Source organism: Nocardia nova, from assembly GCF_002933465.1.
GTDB lineage: Bacteria > Actinomycetota > Actinomycetes > Mycobacteriales > Mycobacteriaceae > Nocardia > Nocardia nova_B.
The window spans coordinates 80,133-101,415 of the sequence record NZ_PSZE01000021.1; the positions used below are offsets into that span (position 1 = coordinate 80,133).

Annotated in this window: 20 protein-coding genes and 1 pseudogene; 11 read left to right on the forward strand and 10 right to left on the reverse strand. The window is 68.8% G+C overall.

Annotated elements, in window-relative coordinates; translation table 11 throughout:
- Positions 1-146: 146 nt before the first annotated feature.
- On the forward strand, positions 147-806 hold the full coding sequence (locus C5E41_RS23035) for a YcnI family copper-binding membrane protein (RefSeq protein WP_104377843.1): 660 nt from the start codon (positions 147-149) through the stop codon (positions 804-806).
- A 105-nt stretch (positions 807-911) separates the two neighbouring features.
- A pseudogene (lhgO, locus tag C5E41_RS23040) lies at positions 912-2,113 on the forward strand (L-2-hydroxyglutarate oxidase).
- A 10-nt stretch (positions 2,114-2,123) separates the two neighbouring features.
- On the opposite strand, the gene C5E41_RS23045 reads toward lhgO, so the two are convergent.
- Both C5E41_RS23045 and C5E41_RS23050 read right to left on the reverse strand, forming a co-directional pair.
- Positions 2,124-2,387, reverse strand: coding sequence for a hypothetical protein (locus C5E41_RS23045; RefSeq protein WP_219823230.1), 264 nt, complete (start codon positions 2,385-2,387; stop codon positions 2,124-2,126).
- Between the two features lie 12 nt (positions 2,388-2,399).
- Positions 2,400-4,121, reverse strand: coding sequence for a sodium:solute symporter family protein (locus C5E41_RS23050; RefSeq protein WP_258081186.1), 1,722 nt, complete (start codon positions 4,119-4,121; stop codon positions 2,400-2,402).
- 200 nt (positions 4,122-4,321) lie between these two features.
- On the opposite strand from C5E41_RS23050, the gene C5E41_RS23055 reads away from it, so the two are divergent.
- From C5E41_RS23055 to C5E41_RS23065, 3 genes are read left to right on the forward strand one after another with little or no spacing between them, the layout of a single operon-like run.
- A complete protein-coding gene (locus C5E41_RS23055; RefSeq protein WP_258081187.1) occupies positions 4,322-4,870 on the forward strand; it encodes a pyruvoyl-dependent arginine decarboxylase in 549 nt (182 codons plus the stop codon).
- A complete protein-coding gene (locus C5E41_RS23060; protein ID WP_104377844.1) occupies positions 4,867-5,466 on the forward strand; it encodes a hypothetical protein in 600 nt (199 codons plus the stop codon). The genes C5E41_RS23055 and C5E41_RS23060 overlap by 4 nt, the downstream gene beginning before the upstream one ends.
- A complete protein-coding gene (locus C5E41_RS23065; RefSeq protein ID WP_104377845.1) occupies positions 5,466-7,004 on the forward strand; it encodes a GGDEF domain-containing protein in 1,539 nt (512 codons plus the stop codon). Before C5E41_RS23060 ends, C5E41_RS23065 begins: the two co-directional genes overlap by 1 nt.
- Positions 7,005-7,011: 7 nt before the next feature.
- Here the strand turns inward: C5E41_RS23065 and C5E41_RS23070 are convergent, their stop codons facing one another.
- The 3 genes from C5E41_RS23070 to C5E41_RS35775 all read right to left on the reverse strand — a co-directional run bounded on the left by C5E41_RS23070 (position 7,012) and on the right by C5E41_RS35775 (position 9,134).
- Positions 7,012-7,875: a TIGR03619 family F420-dependent LLM class oxidoreductase gene (locus tag C5E41_RS23070; protein WP_104377846.1), complete on the reverse strand. Its 864-nt coding sequence runs from the start codon at positions 7,873-7,875 to the stop codon at positions 7,012-7,014.
- Between the two features lie 16 nt (positions 7,876-7,891).
- Positions 7,892-8,269: a MerR family transcriptional regulator gene (locus C5E41_RS23075; protein ID WP_104377847.1), complete on the reverse strand. Its 378-nt coding sequence runs from the start codon at positions 8,267-8,269 to the stop codon at positions 7,892-7,894.
- A 100-nt stretch (positions 8,270-8,369) separates the two neighbouring features.
- Positions 8,370-9,134, reverse strand: a complete 765-nt coding sequence (locus C5E41_RS35775) for a DUF6319 family protein (RefSeq protein ID WP_104377883.1) — start codon at positions 9,132-9,134, stop codon at positions 8,370-8,372.
- A 460-nt stretch (positions 9,135-9,594) separates the two neighbouring features.
- On the opposite strand from C5E41_RS35775, the gene C5E41_RS34060 reads away from it, so the two are divergent.
- The 5 genes from C5E41_RS34060 (at position 9,595) to C5E41_RS23105 (ending at position 14,773) form a co-directional block, all read left to right on the forward strand.
- Complete coding sequence (locus C5E41_RS34060) at positions 9,595-10,380, forward strand: maleylpyruvate isomerase N-terminal domain-containing protein (RefSeq protein ID WP_181063379.1); 786 nt, start codon at positions 9,595-9,597, stop codon at positions 10,378-10,380.
- Between the two features lie 117 nt (positions 10,381-10,497).
- Positions 10,498-11,301 carry an SAM-dependent methyltransferase gene (locus C5E41_RS23090; protein ID WP_104377849.1) on the forward strand — a complete coding sequence of 268 codons (804 nt, stop codon included), beginning with the start codon at positions 10,498-10,500 and terminating at the stop codon, positions 11,299-11,301.
- 30 nt (positions 11,302-11,331) lie between these two features.
- A complete protein-coding gene (locus C5E41_RS23095) occupies positions 11,332-12,627 on the forward strand; it encodes a sensor domain-containing diguanylate cyclase (protein ID WP_104377850.1) in 1,296 nt (431 codons plus the stop codon).
- Between the two features lie 61 nt (positions 12,628-12,688).
- Entirely contained in the window at positions 12,689-13,594 is a 906-nt protein-coding gene (locus C5E41_RS23100; protein ID WP_258081188.1) for an MBL fold metallo-hydrolase, read from the forward strand.
- A gap of 87 nt (positions 13,595-13,681) precedes the next feature.
- The gene (locus C5E41_RS23105) at positions 13,682-14,773 is read left to right on the forward strand and encodes an aminotransferase class V-fold PLP-dependent enzyme (protein WP_104377852.1); all 1,092 of its coding nucleotides are present in this window, start codon (positions 13,682-13,684) and stop codon (positions 14,771-14,773) included.
- On the opposite strand, the gene C5E41_RS23110 is transcribed toward C5E41_RS23105, so the two are convergent.
- From C5E41_RS23110 to C5E41_RS23130, 5 genes are all read right to left on the reverse strand, one after another.
- Positions 14,767-17,262, reverse strand: a complete 2,496-nt coding sequence (locus tag C5E41_RS23110; RefSeq protein ID WP_104377853.1) for an ATP-binding protein — start codon at positions 17,260-17,262, stop codon at positions 14,767-14,769. The two genes, C5E41_RS23105 and C5E41_RS23110, sit on opposite strands and share 7 nt — an antisense overlap.
- Positions 17,259-18,632: an AAA family ATPase gene (locus C5E41_RS23115; protein ID WP_104377854.1), complete on the reverse strand. Its 1,374-nt coding sequence runs from the start codon at positions 18,630-18,632 to the stop codon at positions 17,259-17,261. The genes C5E41_RS23110 and C5E41_RS23115 overlap by 4 nt, the downstream gene beginning before the upstream one ends.
- A gap of 64 nt (positions 18,633-18,696) precedes the next feature.
- A complete protein-coding gene (locus tag C5E41_RS23120; RefSeq protein WP_258081189.1) occupies positions 18,697-19,281 on the reverse strand; it encodes a dihydrofolate reductase family protein in 585 nt (194 codons plus the stop codon).
- Between the two features lie 125 nt (positions 19,282-19,406).
- Positions 19,407-19,916: a hypothetical protein gene (locus C5E41_RS23125; RefSeq protein ID WP_104377855.1), complete on the reverse strand. Its 510-nt coding sequence runs from the start codon at positions 19,914-19,916 to the stop codon at positions 19,407-19,409.
- Between the two features lie 142 nt (positions 19,917-20,058).
- Positions 20,059-20,793 (reverse strand): MerR family transcriptional regulator, encoded by a 735-nt coding sequence (locus C5E41_RS23130; protein ID WP_104377856.1) that lies wholly within the window; start codon positions 20,791-20,793, stop codon positions 20,059-20,061.
- 118 nt (positions 20,794-20,911) lie between these two features.
- Here C5E41_RS23130 and C5E41_RS23135 point away from each other — a divergent pair, with 118 nt between their 5' ends.
- On the forward strand, positions 20,912-21,277 hold the full coding sequence (locus tag C5E41_RS23135; RefSeq protein ID WP_104377885.1) for a DUF1707 SHOCT-like domain-containing protein: 366 nt from the start codon (positions 20,912-20,914) through the stop codon (positions 21,275-21,277).
- Positions 21,278-21,283: the final 6 nt, after the last annotated feature.

A 21,283-nucleotide genomic window follows, 5' to 3' on the forward strand; every position in this document is an offset into this window, starting at 1 on the left:
GGGGCGGGCCGCGCACCGGCAGCCGAACGGCAAAGGCGCCCAGCGCAATCCGCCGGGATCGGCGCCGGCGCAGCCCTTCCGGGATATCGTGCACACGGTCAGCACAGGTTGTCTCCGTTTTCCCTTCGCGAAGGAGTGACCGCGTTATGAACGAATCCTGGTTCCACCGCACCGCACGCGCAGGTATCGCCGCCGCGGGGGCCACAATCCTCGCCGCCGCCCCGGCTTTCGCCCACGTCACCGTCTCCGGTCCGGACGCGGCGCGCGGCGGTTCGGCGGTGCTGACCTTCCGGGTACCCAACGAATCGGCCACCGGTAGCGCCACCACACAACTGAGCGTGCAGCTTCCGGCCCTGACCGAAGCCGAAACCGAACCCGTGCCGGGCTGGAAGACCAAGGTCACCCGCGACGACAACCACAAGGTCGTCGCCGTCACCTGGATGGCGGATCCCGGCAGCGGCATCGAGGCGGGGCAGTTCGAACAGTTCTCCATACTGGCCGACGGGCTGCCGGATGCCGACACCGTCACCCTGCCCGCCACCCAGACCTACGCCGACGGCAAGGTCGTGAAATGGGACCAGCCCTCCACCGGGGACACCGAACCCGAATTCCCCGCGCCGACATTGCCATTGGCGCCCGCACCCGCCGGCGGGGCGCAGAACCACGGCGACGTCCACGCCGCCGCGGCCGAGGAACATGAGGCCGACACCACGGCACGATGGCTGGGCAGTATCGGCATCGTCCTCGGCGCGCTGGGGGTACTCGCGGCGACCGCGATGTTCACGCGAAACCGGTCTCGACGGTAGCCGGCACCGCCGCGGCGCACGGCCCCCGGGAAAGCGATCGCCTGAGACCACCCGTACATTGACCACGAGCGCAATGGCTGACCTCGGGCGAGAGTGGGAGTGAGCGTGCCGGAGCAGACTGTCGGCATCATCGGCGCCGGCATCATCGGACTGGCGATCGGCCGGGAACTCGTCCGCCGCCGGCCCGGCACCCGAGTCGTCGTCGTGGACAAGGAGGACCGGGTCGCGGCCCATCAGACCGGGCACAACTCCGGAGTCGTCCATGCCGGCATCTATTACGAGCCGGGCTCGCTGAAGGCCACCCTGTGTGCCCGCGGGCGGCAGCTGCTGCGCGACTATTGCGCCGAGAAGCAGCTTCCCTACGCCGAGGTCGGCAAACTGGTCGTCGCCGTCACCCCGGACGACGTGGTGCGGATGGACGCGCTGGCCGAACGCGCGGGCAGCAACGGTGTGCCGGGACTGCGGCGCATCGATGCCGGCGAGATCCGGGAGATCGAACCGCATGCGACGGGTCTGGCCGCGCTGCATTCGCCGCACACCGCCATCACTGACTACCCTCGGATCGCCGCCGCCTTCGCCGACGAGATCACCGCCGCCGGCGGAGAAGTCCGGTTGTCGTTCCCGGTCACCGCCGTCACGCGCGCCCCGAACGGCATCCACATCGGCTCGGACGCCGCGGCGGTCGTGGTCGACCGGCTCATCGTGTGCGCGGGTCTGCACAGCGATACCGTGGCCGGACTGGCCGGAGACCGACCGGGGCCCAGAATCGTTCCGTTCCGGGGCGAATACATGCTGGTCCGGCCGGAGAGGACGGAGCTGGTGCGCGGACTGATCTATCCGGTGCCCGATCCGCGGTACCCCTTTCTCGGCGTGCACTTCACCCGCCGGGTGAACGGCGAAGTCGAGGTGGGGCCGAACGCCGTGCTCGCATTCGCCCGCGAGGGATATCGCCGATCCGCGGTCTCCGCGCGGGACCTGCGCGACCTCACGACCTGGCCCGGGCCTGGCGAATGGCGCGCCGGCACTGGCGCACCGGGGTGCGGGAAGTGCACGGCTCACTGTCGGCGCGAGCGTATATGCGAGCGGCGCAACGGTATGTCCCGGATATCGGCGTGCACGATGTGTTCCGGGCCGGGGCGGGTGTGCGGGCGCAGGCCGTCGATGCCGGCGGTGACCTCGTCGACGATTTCCGCATCCACCGGCTCGGCACGATCACCGCGATCCGCAACGCGCCCTCCCCCGCGGCCACCTCGAGTATGGCCATCGCCGAGCATGTGGCCGACGTACTAGAGCACGGCGGCGAATAGGGTTGGCCGGCTAGGGTTCCGACGCGCCGCCGGTCGTCTCGGTGTCGGACGGCTCCGGTTCGGCTTCGGCGAACTCACGGACCGGGCGCAGTACCACCCACAGCAGGAACGCCGCCGCCGCGACGAGCATCCCGATCCCGGCCCAGAGATTGATATTCCAACCGCCGGTGCGCACCCGATCGGCCGCGGTGTCGTGAACGAGTGCGGTGACGACGAGGATCAGGCCGTAGCTCCCGAGCAGGGAGCCGACGATGGTGCGGATATCGAAAAGCATGGCGTCACTTCCTCATCCGACGAAGATGTTCAGCGCGATCACGATGACCAGGGCGATCCCGGCGAGCAGCACCGGTCGCTGATACCACGGCAGCGTCGCGGCATCGGGATCGCTGAGCTGAGCCTTCGGCGTCTCCGAATACACCAGCCCGACCAGTTCGGCGTCGGGTTTGGGCGCGGTCCACATACTCACCGCGATACTGAGCACCATATCGACCACGAAGGCCACACCGGCGGCGACGAAACTCGAGCCCTGCCCCGACAGATGGAACACCTCGGTTTTGTTCAGGATGAAAACGACCACCGCGCTGAGCGTTCCGAACACCAGGCCCACCCAGCCGGCGGTCGGGGTCATCCGCTTCCAGAACATGCCGAGGATGAAGGTCGCGAACAGCGGCGCGTTGAAGAACGAGAACAGTGTCTGCAGGTAGTCCATCATGTTCGAGAAGCTGCCCGCGATGAACGCGGTGCCGATCGCGATGGCCGTGGCGCCGATGGTGGCGAGGCGGCCGACGGTGAGGTAGTAACCGTCGGGCTTGTCTTTGATCACGTACTGCTGCCACAGGTCGTAGCTGAAGACGGTGTTGAACGCGGAGATGTTGGCCGCCATCCCCGCCATGAACGCCGCCAGCAGTCCCGCCAGGCCGACGCCCAGAAGTCCGTTCGGCAGTACCTCTTTCATCAGATAGAGCAGCGACTGGTTGTACGTCGCGTCGCCGTGGCCAGTGTTCTTCAACTCGGCGATCTGCGGGATCAGCAGCGCGGCGACCATACCGGGGATGACGACGATGAACGGGATGAACATCTTCGGATAGGCGCCGATGATCGGGGTGCGCCGCGCGGCCGAGATCGAATGGGTCGCCAGCGCCCGCTGCACCTCGACGAAATTCGTTGTCCAGTAACCGAAGGACAGCACGAAGCCGAGTCCGAGCACGATGCCCGTCACCGACAGGAAGTTGTTCGAGAAACCGCTGAGCTCGTGGCCCGGCCAGGAATGCCACTGCTCGGCGCCGTCGGGCCGGGCGGTCACCTTGTCCTTCAAACCGCTCACACCGCCGATGCGGTGCAGGCCGACCAGGGTGAGCGGCAGCAGCGCCGCGACGATGACGAAGAACTGCAGCACCTCGTTGTAGATCGCGGCCGACAGGCCGCCGAGGGTGATGTAGGACAACACGATCAACGCCGCCACGATCACCGACACCCAGAGCGGCCAGCCCAGCAGCACGTTGACGATCGAACCCAGCAGATAGAGATTCACCCCGGCGATCAGCACCTGGGCGAGCGCGAAACTGAGCGCGTTCACCAGATGCGCACCGGTGCCGAAGCGGCGCCGCATGAACTCCGGCACGCTGCGCACCTTGGAACCGTAGTAGAACGGCATCATCACCACGCCGAGAAACAGCATGGCCGGCACCGCGCCGATCCAGAAGTAGTGCATGGTCGGCATGCCGTATTCGGCGCCGTTGGCCGACATGCCCATGATCTCGACCGCACCGAGATTCGCGGAGATGAAGGCCAGACCGGTGACCCAGGCCGGCAGTGAGCGACCCGACAGGAAGAAATCGATACTCGAGGAGATCCGTGCGCGGGCCATCAGTCCGATACCGAGTACAAAGACGAAATACACGGCGACCAAGGCGTAATCGACGGGAGCGGCATCGAGCCGGAGTTGGTCCGCACCCAGCACCGCCGCCGCTGAATCGAACCGGTGCGATGGCTGAGCTAGAGGCTGCATACGGATCTCCTGTCGGAAAGACCAGCGGTCGACCGGGTCGCGATGTGTCCGGATCGTAGCGCGCCCCCGTGCATCTCCGGGGCCAGTCCGCCGCTCGCGCGGCGCGCGGCGGGCCGATCTGCCACGCTTCGAAGGAAGAATTTAGAGAAACGTCGCCCTGCAAAATGCCACACTGGTGAGCCCGGGAAGGATCGAACACGATGCACACAACTCATACTTCGCTCGACCCACTCGGCCGCCGTGATCGTGATCCCGAGGGATCCGCGACGCTGACCATCGAGATCGGCACCGCGACGGGAACGGGCGCGACCGAGGTGGCCGCCTTCGACGCGGCACTGTGCGAACTCGGTGTGGGAGAGGCGAATCTGATCCGATTATCCTCGGTGATTCCGCCCCGGGCGCAGCTGCGGCGGACGGCGCGGGTGCGCCAGCGGATCGGCTGGGGCGATCGTCTCTACTGCGTCTACGCCCTCGGGCACGCGCGATCCCACGGCTCCACCACGGCAGCCGGGATCGGCTGGACGCTGTGTGCGGACGGGTCCGGTGCGGGCCTGTTCGTCGAACACGCCGCCGAAACGACCGAGCAGGTCGAGGATCTCATCAACGCCAGCCTCGCCGATATGACCGCCGCACGGCCGGTGCGCTTCGGCCCGATCCACACCGCCACCGTCGCGGCGCGTGCCGACGGCCGGGACACGTGTGCGCTGGTGCTGGCCGCGTACCGGGCCAGCGGCTGGGATCGTCCGTGAGCGATGCCCTCGGCACCGGGGCGGCGTGGCCGGGCGTCGAGATCACCATCGAGACGGCGATCGCGAACGCCGAGATCGACCTCTTCCACGACCTCTACGAGCAGGCATTCGGACCGCTGCGAGCGCGCGCGATCGCCCGGCAGGTGCTGCATCGCAACGAGTTCCGCGCGGAGATGACCGACACCCGGGTCGACAAGATCGTGGCCCGCACACCGGCCGGCGAACCGATCGGACTCACCACCCTGACGCGGCATCTGGACACCGTGCCGTGGATCAGTCCGGAGTATTTTGCGACACGGTTTCCGCAACACGCCGAGCGCGATGCGATTTACTATGCAGGTTTCACCCTTGTTACCCCAACTGCGCGACACGGGGTGGCTTTTCATGCCATGATCAGTACAGTTGTCCAGATCCTGGCGGCAGATGGTGGGGTCGTCGGCTGGGACATCTGCTCGTACAACAATTCTCAATTCTCGTTTGCCGACGCACTGCGCAGTGCGATCGGTGAGCAGGCGAACGTGGAAGTCGCGGTCGAGGATTCACAAACCTACTACGCGGCTCGGTTCCTGAACGACGACGCGGACCAGGGGGGCTGATGACATCCGGCACACAGCACCACACCACCCGCATCCGGCTCCTACGCACCTGGCGGCCGGAAAAGCTCTGGCGCACAGCGCTATCGACGGCCGTCGTCTCGATCGTGGCGGTTCTGGCGATCGCCGAGTCACCGGTGCTGTCGCTGACGGCGATGCTGTGCGTCGTCGCCGCGACGCTGGCCATGATCGGGACGGGAGTGCGCCGGCATCGGCCGCCCGCACCGGCGGCCTGGTATCTGCTCGCCCTCTCCGGCGTCTTGTTCGCCGCCGGAACACTGCTGCGCGATTTCACCGGCAGCGGCTTTCCGCCGTACGACGATCTGGCGTCGCTGGCCGGTTACTGTGGCGTCGGAGTCGCGGCGTTCCTCTGGTTGTGGCCGCGGCGCTCCAGTTGTCAGCGCGATCTGGTCCTGGATTCGGGTTTGATCGCGCTCGGCGCCCTGCTCGCCTCGTGGACCTTTCTCATCTCCCCCGTTTTGCACAACACCCGGCAGTGGGACGCCGCAGCGCTGATCATGCCGATCTATCCCGTGATCGACGCCTTGCTGCTGACGCTGGTCACCCACTCCGTAGTCACGTCCTCGCGCTCGGAGACCTCGTTGCGGCTGGTACACGTCGGTCTGCTGGTGATCCTGGTGGCCGATCTCGGCTACAACCTGCGGTCCGCCGGCTCCGTGCATCTCGACGCGCGCATGCTGTTGACGCCCCTGCTCCTCGCCTATGCGATGGTCGGGCTGGCGGCGCTGCATCCGACCATGGTCACGCTGGGCGGCGCCCGGCGGGTGCATCCGCACCGGTCTCGCCAGCGCGCCAGCGTGATCGCGGTGACGCTGGTGGTCGCGTCACTGGTGCCGACCGTCGGCGCGCGGGTCGGCACGGTGGACCGGGTGGTGGTGTCCGCCCTGCTCGCCACCCTGCTGGTGGGTGTGCTGGTGCGCAGTGAGCGCGCGATCGTGCGCAGCGCGCGCAGCGAACGCCGGGCCCAGTACCAGGCCGACCACGACATGCTCACCGGCCTGCTCAACCGGTCGGCGTTGCTGCGCGCCCCGGCGCGCAATCGCGAACTGTGGACCGGGCGCCCGACCTGCCTGCTGTTCCTCGATCTGGACGGCTTCAAGACCATCAACGACAGCTACGGCCACACGGTCGGCGACGAACTCATCGCGAATGCCGCCGCCCGCATCCGCCGCGTCATCCACCGCGACGACGTCGCGGCCCGCTACGGCGGTGACGAATTCGTGGTGCTGGCCGGCGCCAACCGCGCCGAGGCGGCGGTTCTGGCCGAGAAACTGCTGGCCGCCTTCGGCAAACCCTTCGAACTGTCGGTCACCGAGGTGACCATCGGCGCGAGCATCGGCATCGCCTGCAGCGGCCCGCGCAGCACCGATGCCACCCTCTACGACCTACTGCGCGAAGCGGATTCGGCCATGTATCACGCCAAGGACTATTCGCTCGGCTGCGCCTTCTACGACGACCTGCGCCACCTTCCCCAGGCCGAGTGCCGACGGCGAGTGCGCCGGCACGAACCGGCGGTGTGAAGAGGCGTCACACCGCGGGGGCGAGCGCGAAACGGTCGGCGAATTCCGACATCTGATTGTGTTGCTGTGCGGGTTCGGCTCCGGCGAATCCGACGACGAGGCGGTGCACACCGTGCTCGGCGAGTTGTCCGGCACGGTCGACGGAGATATCGGCCGATCCCCACCGCGTGTACTCGAGAGCCGCGGGGTCACGGCCCGCCTCGACAGCGGCCTCGCGCGCCAGCGCGAACTGCCGGTCGCGCTCGGCTTCGGTCAGCATGCCGCCGGCGAAATAGCCGTTGCCGCGCCGCCCGGCACGACGCGCGGCCGCCGCGCTGGAACCTCCGACATGGATGGGAAGTTCGCTCCCGCCGTGCGGTTTGGGGTAGCTGCACAGATCGTCGAAGGTGAAGAACTCACCACGGTGGCTGACCCCCTCCGCACCGCCCGACCACAGCAGCCGCAGCACGTCGATCGCCTCGTCGGTGCGGCGGCCGCGGGTGCGGTAGTCGACCCCGATCGCCCGAGCCTCCCCAGGCAAACTGCCGAGGCCGACGGTGAGCAGCCGCATCCGACCGCGGGACAACACGTCGATCGTCGCCAAGCGCTTGGCCAGCACGACCGGATGGCGGTAGGGCAGTAACAACACACCCGTACCGAGCAGAAGCCGCTGGGTGGCCGCCGCGACGAAGCTCAGGCAATCGAGCGGATCGAAATACGGCAGGGTGGGCGGCAATTCGCCCGCGCCGTAGTCCGCCCCCGGATACAGCGCGATGTGATCCTGTACGTAGAGCCCTTCGAATCCACAGTCCTCGGCGTGCCGGGCGAAGGCGACGAGCCGATCGGGATCGGTGCCGTTGAACGCCGTGCTGTAGCTGACCGCGAAACGCATCCGGAAACCCTCCGAGTTAGCAGGTGAACGCACACTTCGGCGGCGGTCCGGTGACAGCGTCGATCCGGTCCGTCAGATGCCTGCGTGCGGCGCCGAGTCGAGCGATCGCGTCGTCGATCTCGGCCACTTTGCGACGCAGTGACTCGACCGATTCCGGGCATTCGTCACCCGACCCGTTGCCACCACGCAGACAGGTGACGAATGGTTGCGTGTCGGCCAGATCGAATCCCAGCTCCAGCAGATCCCGGATCTTGCGCACGACATCCACCTCGTGCTCGTCGTAGACGCGGTAGCCGTTCGCCGACCGTCGAGACCGGACCAGACCCTGCTGCTCGTAGTACCGCAGCATCCGGGTGCTCGTCCCCACTCGCTCGGCCAGTTCTCCGATCAGCATGAATTCCCTCTCGCCACTGCAGCCGCCACGCTAAACGTTGTCATCGGTGTCAACGCAAGGCCGTGGCCGCGTATTCGGAGGAGCTGTGGCGTAGGGTCCGCTAGCCGGACAGTTCGTCGAGCAGGCGCCGGGCCTGTTCGAGTTCGGCCTGGAGTTGTTCGACCTTGGCGCGCTGAGAGTCGCGAACGGCGTCCAGGACAGAGTCGACGACCTCGGCGACCTCCGGATGCAGCAGCTTGGCGGCCTGCGCCACCGATGAACCCGCCACCGACAGTCCCTTGATCGTGCGCTTCTTGCCGTGCACCACGTCCACGGTCCATTCACCATCGGTGGTGCCGGACAGGGTGACCGTCACCTCGGGGGCCTTGGATTTGCGGGCGGCCGCGGCCGACTTCTGGGGACGGGCGGGCGTGGCGGCGGGCTTGGCCGCTGGCTTCTGATCCGCATCAGGTTGCGGCGCAGGCGTTTTCGACGCCGCAGCGGGCACCGCTGCCGGAGCGGGCGGCGCGGATGGCGCGGTCACGGACGACGACGTGCTCACTGCGGTGTCCTTCCTCGTTGCCGACGGCGTGGCGCCGGTGGTCTCGGATGTGGTGGTGCGCTTGTCCTTGCGAGCGGGCTTGGCCAATGTCACCTCGATCGGCGAGAACGACATGACATCCTTCGATCCGGTCGGCCGGACCTGCAGGAAATCGCCGTCGGCCGGATCACCGAGTGCGATCACCTTGCCCGAACGCCCCTCGGATACTCCCACTGCCGCAGGAGTGAACCACACCATGGGTGGCCGGCCGTCGGCGAGCTCGGCCGCTATCTGTCGAATCTCGGTGTCGGACAACGGTTGCGGTTTGGTTCGTGGGGACGACATGGTGTACTCCGGGCGGGCTCGTAGACATCTGCGTGCCAAGAGCATGCCCCATGCCACCGACAAGTCCACATCGTGCGCGGTACCCGGGTTCCGGACATCCTTTCGGCAACAGATCAGCGAACCGGCCGATCCGCGCGGGGCGAACCGGGCCGCCCGCCCGCTCGGAGCATTTCGATCAGCCGCACCCGCGGTAGAACTCCGTCCGGTCTCTCAGGTAGCGAATCACCGGCGACCAGCAGGTCACCACCGAAGGAACTACTGCAATGTTTCGGCGAACCGCCGGCCTCCCTCTTCGCCGGCGGCTGGGAAACCAGCGGCGTTCCGTCGCCTCCGATGCCATCGGCATGCTGCGCGAATGCGCCGGTGCGGGCCGAGATCGGCGCGCGCTCTGGCTCCCGGCGACCACGAACCGGTAGCGTGCGCTGTTCATGAGGAGTTCGGTGGTCGTCGAGGTCTGCCGATGAGTTCGCGATATCTGCCCGGCCTCAGGGACGAGCGCCGCGCGGTGCTCGAATTCTGCGGGGAGTTGAACGAGGAGCAGTGGGCCGCGCCCAGCGCGGCCGCCGGATGGTCGGTGGCCGAGGTCGTCATTCACATGACGACAGGAGCGCGCGCGCTGCTCACCCCCAGCGCCGCCGCCATCGTGGCCACACGCGACCTCGAGCGCCTCAACGAACAGCTGGTGGACGAAAAACGTTCACACACAACGCGTCACGTGCTCCCGGACTTCGACGCCTGGTCGCGACGCGGCGTGCGGGCGCTGTCGGTGTTCACCGCGGCGGGGATACGGCGCGTACAGCTCCCGATCGGTGAGCTGGGCTGGTACCGGCTGGATCTGATTCCGGCGATGCTCCTCTTCGACTGGCACACCCATCTGCGCCACGACATCGCGCCCGCGCTCGACCTTCCCCCGCCACCCACCGACGCCCTACGCATGAACGCCATCCTGACCTGGCTCACCGTACTGCTGGAACGCTCCCATCGCGAGGCGCTGAGCTGGCTCGACGCCCCGGTGGCCCTGACCTTCACCGGGCCCGGCGGCGGTACCTGGCGGATCGAGCCGCGGGGCGGGCGGCTGCGGGTGCGGCCCGGTCAGGCCGCCGGCGCCGCCGCCCATATCGCCGCGCTGGCGCTGGAGTTTCCGCAGTGGGGCACCAGGCGGTTGCCGTGGCGGGCGGGCGCCGTCGCGATCACCGGCGACGCCGAGCTCGGCGCCCGCGTACTCGACGCGATCAATCTGGTCTGAGCCCCCGATGTGCGTCCGCCTACCGGCGCGGCGTGGGCGTACAGTTGGGCTTCGACAAGATCGGCTCCGGGCCTCCGGTCCGGCGAGCCGATTCTCGATCGGCAAGAGGGGATTCGAGTGGACAGGCCAGCGTGGGCGCCCGAGGGCGTGGATATGCAGCGGCCCAGCCCGGCCCGGATGTACGACGCGCTCCTGGGCGGTTCCCACAACTTCGAAGTGGACCGGCAGGCTGCGGCGGCGGGGCGCAAGCTGGTGCCGGATCTGCCGCGGCTGGCTTTGAGCAACCGCGCTTTCCTGCGCCGCGCGGTCCGATTCATGATCGATTCCGGGATCCGGCAGTTCCTCGATGTCGGATCGGGTATTCCCACTGCGGGGAATGTGCACGAGGTCGCGCAGGATATCGATCCGTCGATCCGGGTGCTCTACGCCGACATCGACCCCGTCGCGGTCACCCATGCGGCCACCATCCTGCATGGCAACGACCGCGCGGACGCCATCGAGGCAGATCTGCGCAAGCCGGAGGAATTGCTCGGCCGTGCCCGCGCGACCGGCTTGATCGACTTCGATCGTCCCATCGGACTGCTGCTGGTCGCCGTGCTGCATCTGCTGCAGGACGAGGAACGTCCGCGCGAGCAGGTCGCCGCACTGCGGGCAGCCGTGGCGCCGGGCAGCTATCTCGCGATCTCCCATCTGTCCTCGGCACACCGGCCGGAGGCGGCCGCCCGGATTCACAGGGAATCGACCAGCGGCGTCGGAATCCGTTTTCGCGACCGCGCATCCATCCTCGACATGTTCACCGGCTGGGAACCGGTCGAACCGGGGGTCGTCGAACTACCCCTGTGGCGCCCGGAATCCGAGCGTGACCTGCACGAAACACCGGGCCGTTCCCTCGGATTGGCCGGCGTGGGGCACAAGGTGTGACGGGGTCCATGGGATAGGCAGGATTGCAGGGTGGGTTCGCGGGAGTTGGCGGCGCGGTGGGCCGACGCACTCGACGGAGTAGTCGCGCCGACGCTGACGCGGACCGAGACCGAGGCCCTGCTCACCGGCCTGTGCGAGGAACTGCTGGGCACGCTGCGCGGCACCGTCGGCATCGAGGCGGCACGGCTGGCCGCCTCGTCGCTGGTGGCCGCGAATTATCGCGACGATGCCGCGGTGAGCCGATCGGTCGCGGTGATCTGCCGCGATATGGTCGCCGAGATCTGCCCCGACCCCGGTGACCCCGGTTACGAAACCGTGCGCGACCGCGCCGTCACCGTGGCCGGGGAGTTCGCCGCCGGATTCACCGCGGCCCTGCGCGGTGCCGCTCTGGCCGAACAGGAGACCACGCTGAGCGCCGCACTGGCCGCGGCCCGTGAGGAACAAGCGCGGCGGCAGCTGTCGGAGGCCAGGTTCGGCGCCATCTTCGCCGGCGCCTCGGTGGGCATCGGCACCATCGACGCCGAGACCGGCAGAGTCCGCGACGTGAACGCCGCTTTCGCGGAGATGCTCGGTGTGCCGATCGACCTGATCATCGGCCGGTCGGTGGCGGAGGTGCTGGGCGAGGACAACATCGGTGCGGCCTACATCCAGTTCGAGCAGTTGCTGAGCGGCGGTCTGGACCGGTTCCGGATGGAGACGTCGCTCACCCGGCCCGACGGGCACCATTCCGATATCGACCTGTCCATGTCGGTGGTGCGGGACACGCGCGGCAATGCGCGATTCCTGATCGGGGTGGCCGTCGACATCACCGAACGCAAGGCGCTGGCCGACCGGCTCTGGTACGAAGCCCATCATGACGACCTGACCGGGCTCGCGAATCGGCTGCTGTTCTTCGACCGGTTGGCGCAGGCCGAGCCCCCGATCGGACTGTGCTATCTCGACCTGGACGGGTTCAAGGAGATCAACGACGATTACGGGCACACCATCGGTGATCGAGTGTTGCGCACGGTCGCCGAACGGCTGGGGGCGGCGGCCGAGCCCGATGGACTGGCCGCACGGATCGGGGGCGACGAGTTCATCGTGCTGATCGAGCGGTGCGCGGGGGAGGCGCAACTGGTCGACATGTCGTCCCGGCTGCTGGCGGCACTCGGCGAAGCCGTCGTGGTGGCCGGCGGGCCGATCACGGTGGGCGCCTCGATCGGAACCGCGCTGGTCACCCGGCAGCCCGAGGCGGTCGGCGATCTCATGCATGCCGTCGACACCGCGATGTACCGCAACAAGAGTGCGCGGCAACGGCCGGGCAGCCGGTCACGCCTGCATCAGTGAGCCGACAGTGGCGAGTGCGCTCGATCCGCGAAGTCGTGCCGGTCGATGCGGCGCCGCAACTGTGCCCGCCACGGCGGCGTCACCGATCTTCAGTCCCTCGTCCATCGCCGGCCTGGCCTCGATCCCCGACGCCGGGCTGCCCGAGCCCCGAGGCGTCGTCTCGGTGCGCGCACTACCGCAGGCGCCGCGGTCGGTGCCGACGGCGGCGGTCGTCGAGGGAACGTTCACCCCGCGCCGCATCGACAACGCGCTGACCGCCTTCGTCGTCGAGCATCCGCGGGCCCGGTTCGTGGTCGATCCCGGCGTCTGCCTGGACGCCGAACGGCGCGCGATCGCGCAACTCCCGGCGGTCCTGCGGGTCGCGGTGCGGCCACCGGCCGCAACCGTGGCGACCGTCGACTCGCTGCGCGAACACGATCCGCGACCGCTGGATTTCGCGCTACCCACCCACGCGCATTGGGATCATGTCTGCGGTCTGCTGGACCTGCCGGGGCTGCCTGTCCACATGCATCGCGTCGAGCGGCGGTGGATCATGTCGGGTCGGGTCGCGCCGGTCGGCGGCGTCCGCGATGCGTTGCGGGAGCGGCCCGTCGTCGAATACGACCTCGACGGACCGCCGGTGCTGACGTTCACCGCGAGCCACGATCTGTTCGGCGACGGGACCGTGGTGCTGGTGGACCTGTCCGGGCACACCCCCGGCAGTATCGGCATGCTCGCCCACACCCGGCGGGGCTGGGTCCTGCTCGCCGGAGATGCCGCCTGGCACCACCTGCAGATCGACAAGATCCGCCAGAAGGCAAGCTACCCTGGCGGTTTCGCCGATGACGATCGCGATCTGACCTTCCGCACACTGCACCGGCTGCACCTGGCGCGCACGACGGTGACGGTGGTGCCGGCCCACGACCGCGCGGCCGCCCAGCGATTGCGGGCCGAGGACGAGCCCGCCGCCGTGGCGAACGACGGCTGAGGTCGCGGCGGTTCGGCACCTTCGACCGGTCCAGCAAGCCCCGGGTGGCTATGGACCGGCGGGCCACTCGCTCGCGACCATGGCCTCATGACCTCCTCGGCGTATGTTCCCGCTCTGGCCGGCCACGAATTCGCGGTCGACACCACCTATCTCGACACCGCCTCGTACGGCATCCCGCCGGCCCGCGCGTTCACCGCGGTGCGTGAGGTTCTCGACGGGTGGGCGAGCGGACATCGCGCACCCTCGCGCTACGACGATCGGGTGGATCGGCTGCGTGCGGCCTATGCCCGCATCCTCGACGGCGCGACGGCAGCCGATGTGGCGATCGGCAATTCGGCCGCCGCTCTCATCGGTCCGGCCGCGGCCGCACTGGCCCCCGGCTCCGAAGTGCTGGTCGCCGCAAATGATTTCGCCTCCGTACCCAATCCGTTCCGCTACCGCGGAGATCTGCGGGTGCGCACGGTGGAACTGGAGCGACTGGCCGAGGAGGTTCGACCGGATACCGCGCTGGTGGCCTGCAGTCTCGTCCAGTCCGCCGACGGCCGGACGGTCGATCCGGCGCGGTTGCGCGAGGCCACCACGGCGCACGACGCGCTGCTGCTGTTCGACGTCTCGCAGGCGGCGGGCTGGTTGCCGTTGCGATTCGCCGATGCCGACATCTGGGTGTGCGCGAGCTTCAAATGGCTGCTCGGCGCTCGCAGTGTCGGCCTGCTGGCGATCCGGCCCGAGATCGCCGACCGGGTGCGCCCGCATGCGCCGGGCTGGTACGCGGCCGCCGACCGCTGGGCGGAAATGTATGCGCCGCAACGACTTGCCGATACCGCGCGGCGCTTCGACGCCACGCCCGATTGGCTGGGTGTGGTAGGCGCCCTGGCCGGAGCGGAACTGCTGGAGGAGTTGACGATTCCGGCGATTCAAGCCCACGATCTGGCGTTGGCCGACCGCTTCCGCGCCGGACTGAACGACCTGGGCTGCACGCCCGTTCCCGGACGAGCGCCGATCGTGTCGATTCCAGGCGCCGCGGCCGCCGCCGACGCCCTGGCCGAGGCCGAGGTGGTGACCACGGCCCGAGCGGGCGCGCTGCGGGTGTCGTTCCACGTCCACAACGATTCCGACGATGTCGACCGCGCCTTGAAAGCCTTGGGCAACAGCCGGAGTCGAGCGACCGCGGGTCAATAGGTGCGGCGCACGCGCCCCAGTGGCTGCCGTGATTCGGCACGCACGCGATCGCGCAGTTCGCCGGGAATGCGGTGGATGATCGCCGAGCGGTCCGCGGCCGCGAGTTTGCGGCGAATGGTCGCCACCTGGGCATCGACCGTGCGGATCGACGTCCCGCGGCGCACCGCAACCGCACTGTTGGTCCAACCGGCGGCCACCAGAATCGCGATATCGCGTTCGGCGGGTGAGAGTTCCTGCCACTGTGCGTCGTCCGGGCTGTCGTCGGCTTCCTCGACGATCTCCAGCCGCCCGAGGAAATACCGCTGCAACTCGTTGTCCTGCGGCCGCATCCGCCCACCGCGACGCACCGCGGCGGCGTAACGCTCGGCACCGAGCACCGCGGTCGCTGCCGCGCGCGCCGCCGACGATCCCGCCACCACCAGCGGAACCCGGTCCGAGGCGATCCCCATCGAGCGATGCAGCGCGGCGGTACCGCCTTGCAGGTAAGCGATCTCCCGCGCGGCCGCCGCGAGCGCCTCCGGGCGCGCGCCGGATTCGATACGCCGCGACAGAATCGTGGCCAGCGCGACCGTGCAGAAATGGATGATCCAGCCCGCGGTCCAGGTGTCGCCGCGATCGAGATGCGCGGCGACCGCCGCCCGGCCCCGGCGCACGGCGTCGGCGGGGTCGCCGTGGCGGATGGTGGCGACCAGCTCCGCGAACTCCGCCCACGAAACCGCCCATGGCGCGTCGGTTTTCGCCGCGTCGTGCAGATGGCGGCGCACCACCCGCCCGGCGACCTCCGGAGTCGCCAGGCTGGCGGCCGCGAGCACGGTGAACAGATCACTGCGCTGGGTGCCGCCGCGATCGCCGACGGCCGCGAACTTCCGGCGGGCGCGCGACAGCACCTCGATCGAGCGCAGGTCCAGGCCGATCAGGAACAGTTCCAGTCCCCAGGTGAATTCGACCTGGGCCGGCAGACCGATGTCGTCGGCGGTGTGCTCCTGCCACTCCCGGCGCAGCACCGGATCGGTGAGGCATTCGGCGGCACATTCGCCGAGGAGGCGGGAGGTGTAGTCGAATCGGCCCTGCCACACCGCGATCCAGCCGATCAGGGCCTTGGCGGTGACCCGTAATGACGACAAGGCCGGATCGTCGCCGATCACCGCGAGGGCGCGTTCGGTGAGCCCGGTGACCGCGCGGTTGGTGCCGGTGAGGAACGGCACCCGCAACGCCATGACCACGGTGGCGATCTCGAGTCCGATCACGGCCTCGGCCGGATCGCCCAGGCTGGTCTCCACCGCGAGCAGCACGTCGTTCCATGCCCCGCGGACCCAGTCGATCCACTCCATCTCGTCCGGGCCGTACCACATCGCTTGTCCGGCAACGACTTTGTCGCGGAAGTAACGGCGATGGCGGGCAGGCATGCCGGACGGTGCGGCCGAACCGTCCGGCTGCTCCTGCAGCCGGAGGCGGGCGAACGCGCGCACGCTCTCGGGCAGGAAATAGCGCACCGAGGTGGCCGTCATGTGGGTCGACACCAGCGACCGTTCGACCAGTCGCTCCAGCGTGGCGGCGATGACCGGCTCGGGCAACGCCTCGTCGGCGCAGACCTGCGCCACCGCGCTGTATTCGATACCGCCGCCGCGGGTTTCCTCGTCACCGGGGTCGAATCCGGCCGCGAAGACCGACATCCGGTCCAGCAGCAGGCGTTCGGCGTCGGTGCACAGCCCGTAGGACCAGGCGATCACGTCACCGACGTTGCGATGACGCTCGTCGGCGCCGGCCCGCACACCTGACGACCAGCGCATCCACGCCTCGGAGTCGGTGCCGGTGAGGTCGCGTAACACCTCGGCGAGCGGGCGATAGCGCAGCCGGGCCGCGGCCAGCCGGATGAACAGCGGGTTGTTGTCCACCTGCCGGCAGATCCGGGCGGCCAGTTCGAGAGTCGCGGGATCGGCGGCAATGGGCCGGCCGGTCAGTTCCGCGCGCCGCCGAAACAGTTCCAGCGCATGATCTTTGGCGAGTGGCGGCACCGGCACCAGCCGCTCGTCGGTCCAGCCGATCGGTTCCCGGCTGGTGGCCACGACGGTGACGTCCGGATTCACGCTCAGTAGCTCGACGATCAGCCGTGCCACCGGATGCAGGACGTGTTCACAGTTGTCGAGGACCAGGATGGTGCGAGCGGCGCCGAGCGAGGCGAAAGCGTCGAGCAGGCAATCTTCCGCGCTGCGGCCGGTGGTGGCGGTCGGTGCGACGGTTCGCACGATCTCCTCGGCGACCGCCTCGACGTCGGCGCCGGTCTCCAGTCGCGCCAACCGCACCCACAGGACCTGATCGCGACCGGGCCGCTGGGATCGGCGCAACGCCTCGGTAGCCAGCGTGGTCTTACCGATCCCACCCGGCCCGAGCAGCGTGATCAGCCGGGGCCCGCCGGGGTCGAGAAGTTCGGCGATGCTGCGCAGTTCCGCGGTCCGGCCGACGAATTGGGATATCCACGGTGTGGTCACGACCGGGCCGTCTCGCGCCGGGCCCGGGCCTCGCAGCGCATCCGTTCCCGGGCCTCGGCGGGCAGATGCCGGGCGATCTCCGCGCGCGAGGTGATCTGCAACTTCTGCCGGACCATCGCCACTTGCGCATCGACCGTGCGCACCGAACTGCGGCGGCGCACGGCGATGGCACTGTTGGGCCAGCCCGCGGCCGCCAGCACCGCCACCTCACGTTCCGCCCGCGAGAGGCTCTCCCAGCGATCCGACTCGGGCCGCGGCGTCGCCACCGCGCCGACCGGCGGTTGCGCCGTGACAACACACGGCTGCGGCGGTAGCGCCGCCCCCTCGGCGCGGCGCACCTCGAGCCGGCGCAGCTGCAGATGCCGGGCAGCGAGCCGATTGGCCTCGACCGGATCACGCCGGTGCAGTTCGGCGCGCGCGACGAGGCGGACACATTCGGTGAGGTACCACCGTGCCGAGGTACCGGTCAGCCGCACGATCACCAGTGAACGCTCCACCAGCCGGTCCAGCGCCGATTCGATCGACGCCGCCGGCAACGCCTCGTCGGCACAGATCGCCTCGATCGCCTCCCGATCGGCTCCGCCCCCAGCGGAACCCCCCGGAAAGACCGACATCCGTTGCAGCAGTAGGGATTCGGCTGGCGTGCAGCGACTCGTGGACCACGCGATGTTGGCGCCGATATCGCGGTGGCGCGCTTCCACCCCGACCCGGGCACTGTCGGACCACTGCAGGCGGCGATCGTAGGCATCGCCGCTCACCTCGTGCAACACGATGGCGGGCGGATGGTGCCGCAACCTGATCGCGGCAAGCCGCAGGCCGAACGGGTTGTGGCTCATATGAGCACAGATCCGCCGGAGAATATCGTCGTCCTCGTCGCCGGCCGTGCGGCCGGTGAGCTCCATGCGAATGCGTAGCAGCCGCAACGCCTGTGCGGGATCCAGTGAGGGCACCGGAACGAGTTGTTCGTCGATCCAGCCGATCGGCTCGCGACTGGTGGCCACCACGGTCAGTGCCGGGTCGGCTTCGAGCAGGTCCGCGAGCTCGGTCGCGAGGGCGGTCACCAGTCGATCGCAGCTGTCCAGGACCAGTACGTGCGGGGCGCCGTCGGGCCGAGGCGCGAGATCGCGCAGTTCGGCAATCGCGGTCTCGGCGTTCAGTTCCGCCAGCGCCAGCCAGCGCGTGGGCAGGTCGACATCGCGGCGCAGCGTTTCGATGGCCAACCTGGTCTTGCCGATGCCGCCGGGACCGGTCAGGGTGATCAGCCGCGCGCCCCGGGCGATCAGCGCCGTTATCCGCTCTCGCTGTGCGCGCCGGCCCACGAACTCACTGCTGGTGGCGGGCAGTACATCGATGCGCGATCGCTGGAACATAGTAGGAACAAGTTAGCCCACCGCGCCCCCGTCGTGTGTCCGGATTCGATACCGCGATCTGCGATTACCCCATTCGCGCGACCGGGGCCGCCTGCTGATAGTGCATCTGCACGACCGCGCTGTCGAAGGTCATGATGTCCACCAGCTGCAGTCCCGCCGTGTCCAGCGGTTTGGGGAACAGCCGCACACCACCGCCGAGCAGCAGCGGATGCACGAACAGCCGGTATTCGTCGACGAGATCGTGTTCGAGAAAATACGAGGCGGTTTGCGCACCGCCGAAGACCACGACAGGTCCGGTCGAGGCCGTCCGCAGCGCGCTGATCTCGCCGATCGGATCCGCACCGATCACCCGGGTGTTCCAGCCCGGATCGCGCAGCGTATGGGAGAACACCAGTTTCGGGGTGCGTTTCCAGCAGCGAGCGAATTCGACGTAGAACGGCGAGATGGCCGGATCGGCATCGGCATAGGGCCAGAACGCGGCCATGATCTCGAATGTCTTGCGGCCGTAGACGAAAACCTCGGCCGCTCGCAGTTCGTCCAGGAAGGACTCACACAGCTCTTCGTCCACCACCGGCCAGTGAATTTCCTGGTCGGGCCCCTCCGCGTATCCGTCGAGCGACATCTGCATCCACAGTGTCACGCCTGCCATCGCTCACCCATCTGCCGTAACTTGCCGACGTGTGATTATTCCCCCCGGTGGGGGCGGCGCGCATCGGTAATGTTCGGGCGCACCTACTTAAGTAGGTTGCGCCCGATACCTATAGAGGTGCCGGATCAGAGCAGTTCGCCGTCGCGGCACAGGCTCGACGAGCGCCAGGTCGGCGCCGGGCCCTCGTCTTGGAAACGCCACTGGGAGATCGGCCCGGCCGCTCGCCAGTAGAGACCGCCCGAGGCCGGAACCGCCTCGTACACATCCTCGGTCCCCGCGATCAGCTGATTGCCCACGCAGTAGTCGTTGTACGAGGTGCCCGGCTGGCGTGCGCCGGGACTGAAGCGACCGGCCGGGTTTCCGAGCGCGCCCGGATTGGCCACGGTGTCGGCGCGGCGGGACGGGCCGTCGGCATTCCACCGGGCGGCGCCGAAAAGGTCACTGCGGCAACTGAATGCCCAGCCGCCGGCATGCACCTGTGTCCCCGGCGCGAACGCGGCGCCGGCCCACAGACAGTACGGTCCGGGCGCCTGCGCCGCGGCCGGACCGGCGGACAGGCCCACGACCGCGGCCCCCGCGACGGTCGCGGCCAGCAGCAGGGCTCGGGTGGTGCGGGCAAAGGTGGCTGCGGTCATCGGTGTGTCTCCGTTCAATCGTGCACTCCCGACGCTGATGGACGGAAGTATCGGCCACACCGTTAATGTACCGTTAGACAACGGCACGTTATACCGCGAAGTATTCCCAGGAATGGGGGGTGAAGAATTTCGCGGGGAACGCTCAGGAGTCGGCGAGCGCCTCGTTCAGCGCACTGTCCTGATCGAGATACCGGGCCACGAACCGGCCGATCAGTTCGGCGCCGGCCTGCGCCGGGACGGTCCGGATCGCCTCGGAGCCCGCGGCCAGCCCGGCCACGTCGGCCGGCGTGCCGGTCGAATCCTGGAATCCGGTCCACACCGTGCGCTGGAACAGGTCCGTGAAGCGGCGCGCGATCCGGTCGCATTCGGTCGCCAGCCGCTCGAATTCGGCGATGATCTCCGGCTCCGGCACGCCCGCGGCGGCGAGCCGGTCGGCGGCCTGCAGCAGCACCGGATCGGCGGCGCGGTAGGTGCTGGCGTCGACCGGCTCGTAGAGGCCGAGCGCGACGACCCGGGCCAGTCCGTTGGGCACCTCGCGCAATCGCTGTGCCAGGTCGGTCGCGGCGATCGTCGCACCGGCCGGCGATTCGGCGCCCGACGAGGCATCGGGCTCCGCGACGCCCAGAATGTCGCCGAGGTCGTCCCCGCGATCCCAGGCGTTGAGCAGTTCCTTGATGCCGTTGAGTTTGATGCCGCGGTCGAGCAATCGGCTGATGGTCCGCACCCGGTTGAGGTGTTCGGCGCTGTAGAAGCCGGTGCGACCCTTGACCTGCGGCGGCGGCAGGACACCGCGCTCGTGGTACACCCGCAGGCTGCGCACGGTGGTCCCCGCCTCACGCGCGAGCTCGTCGATGGTGTACTCGGTCCGGGTCGTCATATATCAAGGAAACCACACTGAAACATGCGCGGATCGAAAGTGTGCGGGCGGCATGCCGGTTCCCATCCTTGGCGGTTCGATTGCGATCCGCGGGGGTAGCGGACCTATCCTGCTGTGCATGGACGATATGGCGGACGCGCGCCCCAGCGCCGCCGAGCGAGAGCGCGCACTGCAGGAATTGTCACAGCAACTGGGCGCCGGCAGATTGACCCTGCCCGAATTCGACGAGCGCACCGCACTGGCCACCCGGGCCGATACACGCGTCGAGCTGGCGGCGCTGTTCACCGATCTGCCCGCCGTCACCCCCGATCCCCCCGCCGCGCCCGCACCGGCCAATCCACTGCCTTCCCTGGCCGTCCTGGCCGGTGCCATCACGGTCTTCGCGGTGGCGGCGGCATGGGCGGCCGGAAACTGGTTGTGGCTGCTGCTGATCGCCGCGGCGCCGGTGGCCGTCGTGCTCTGGCGCGTGCGCGGAGTCGCCTGAGCCGGT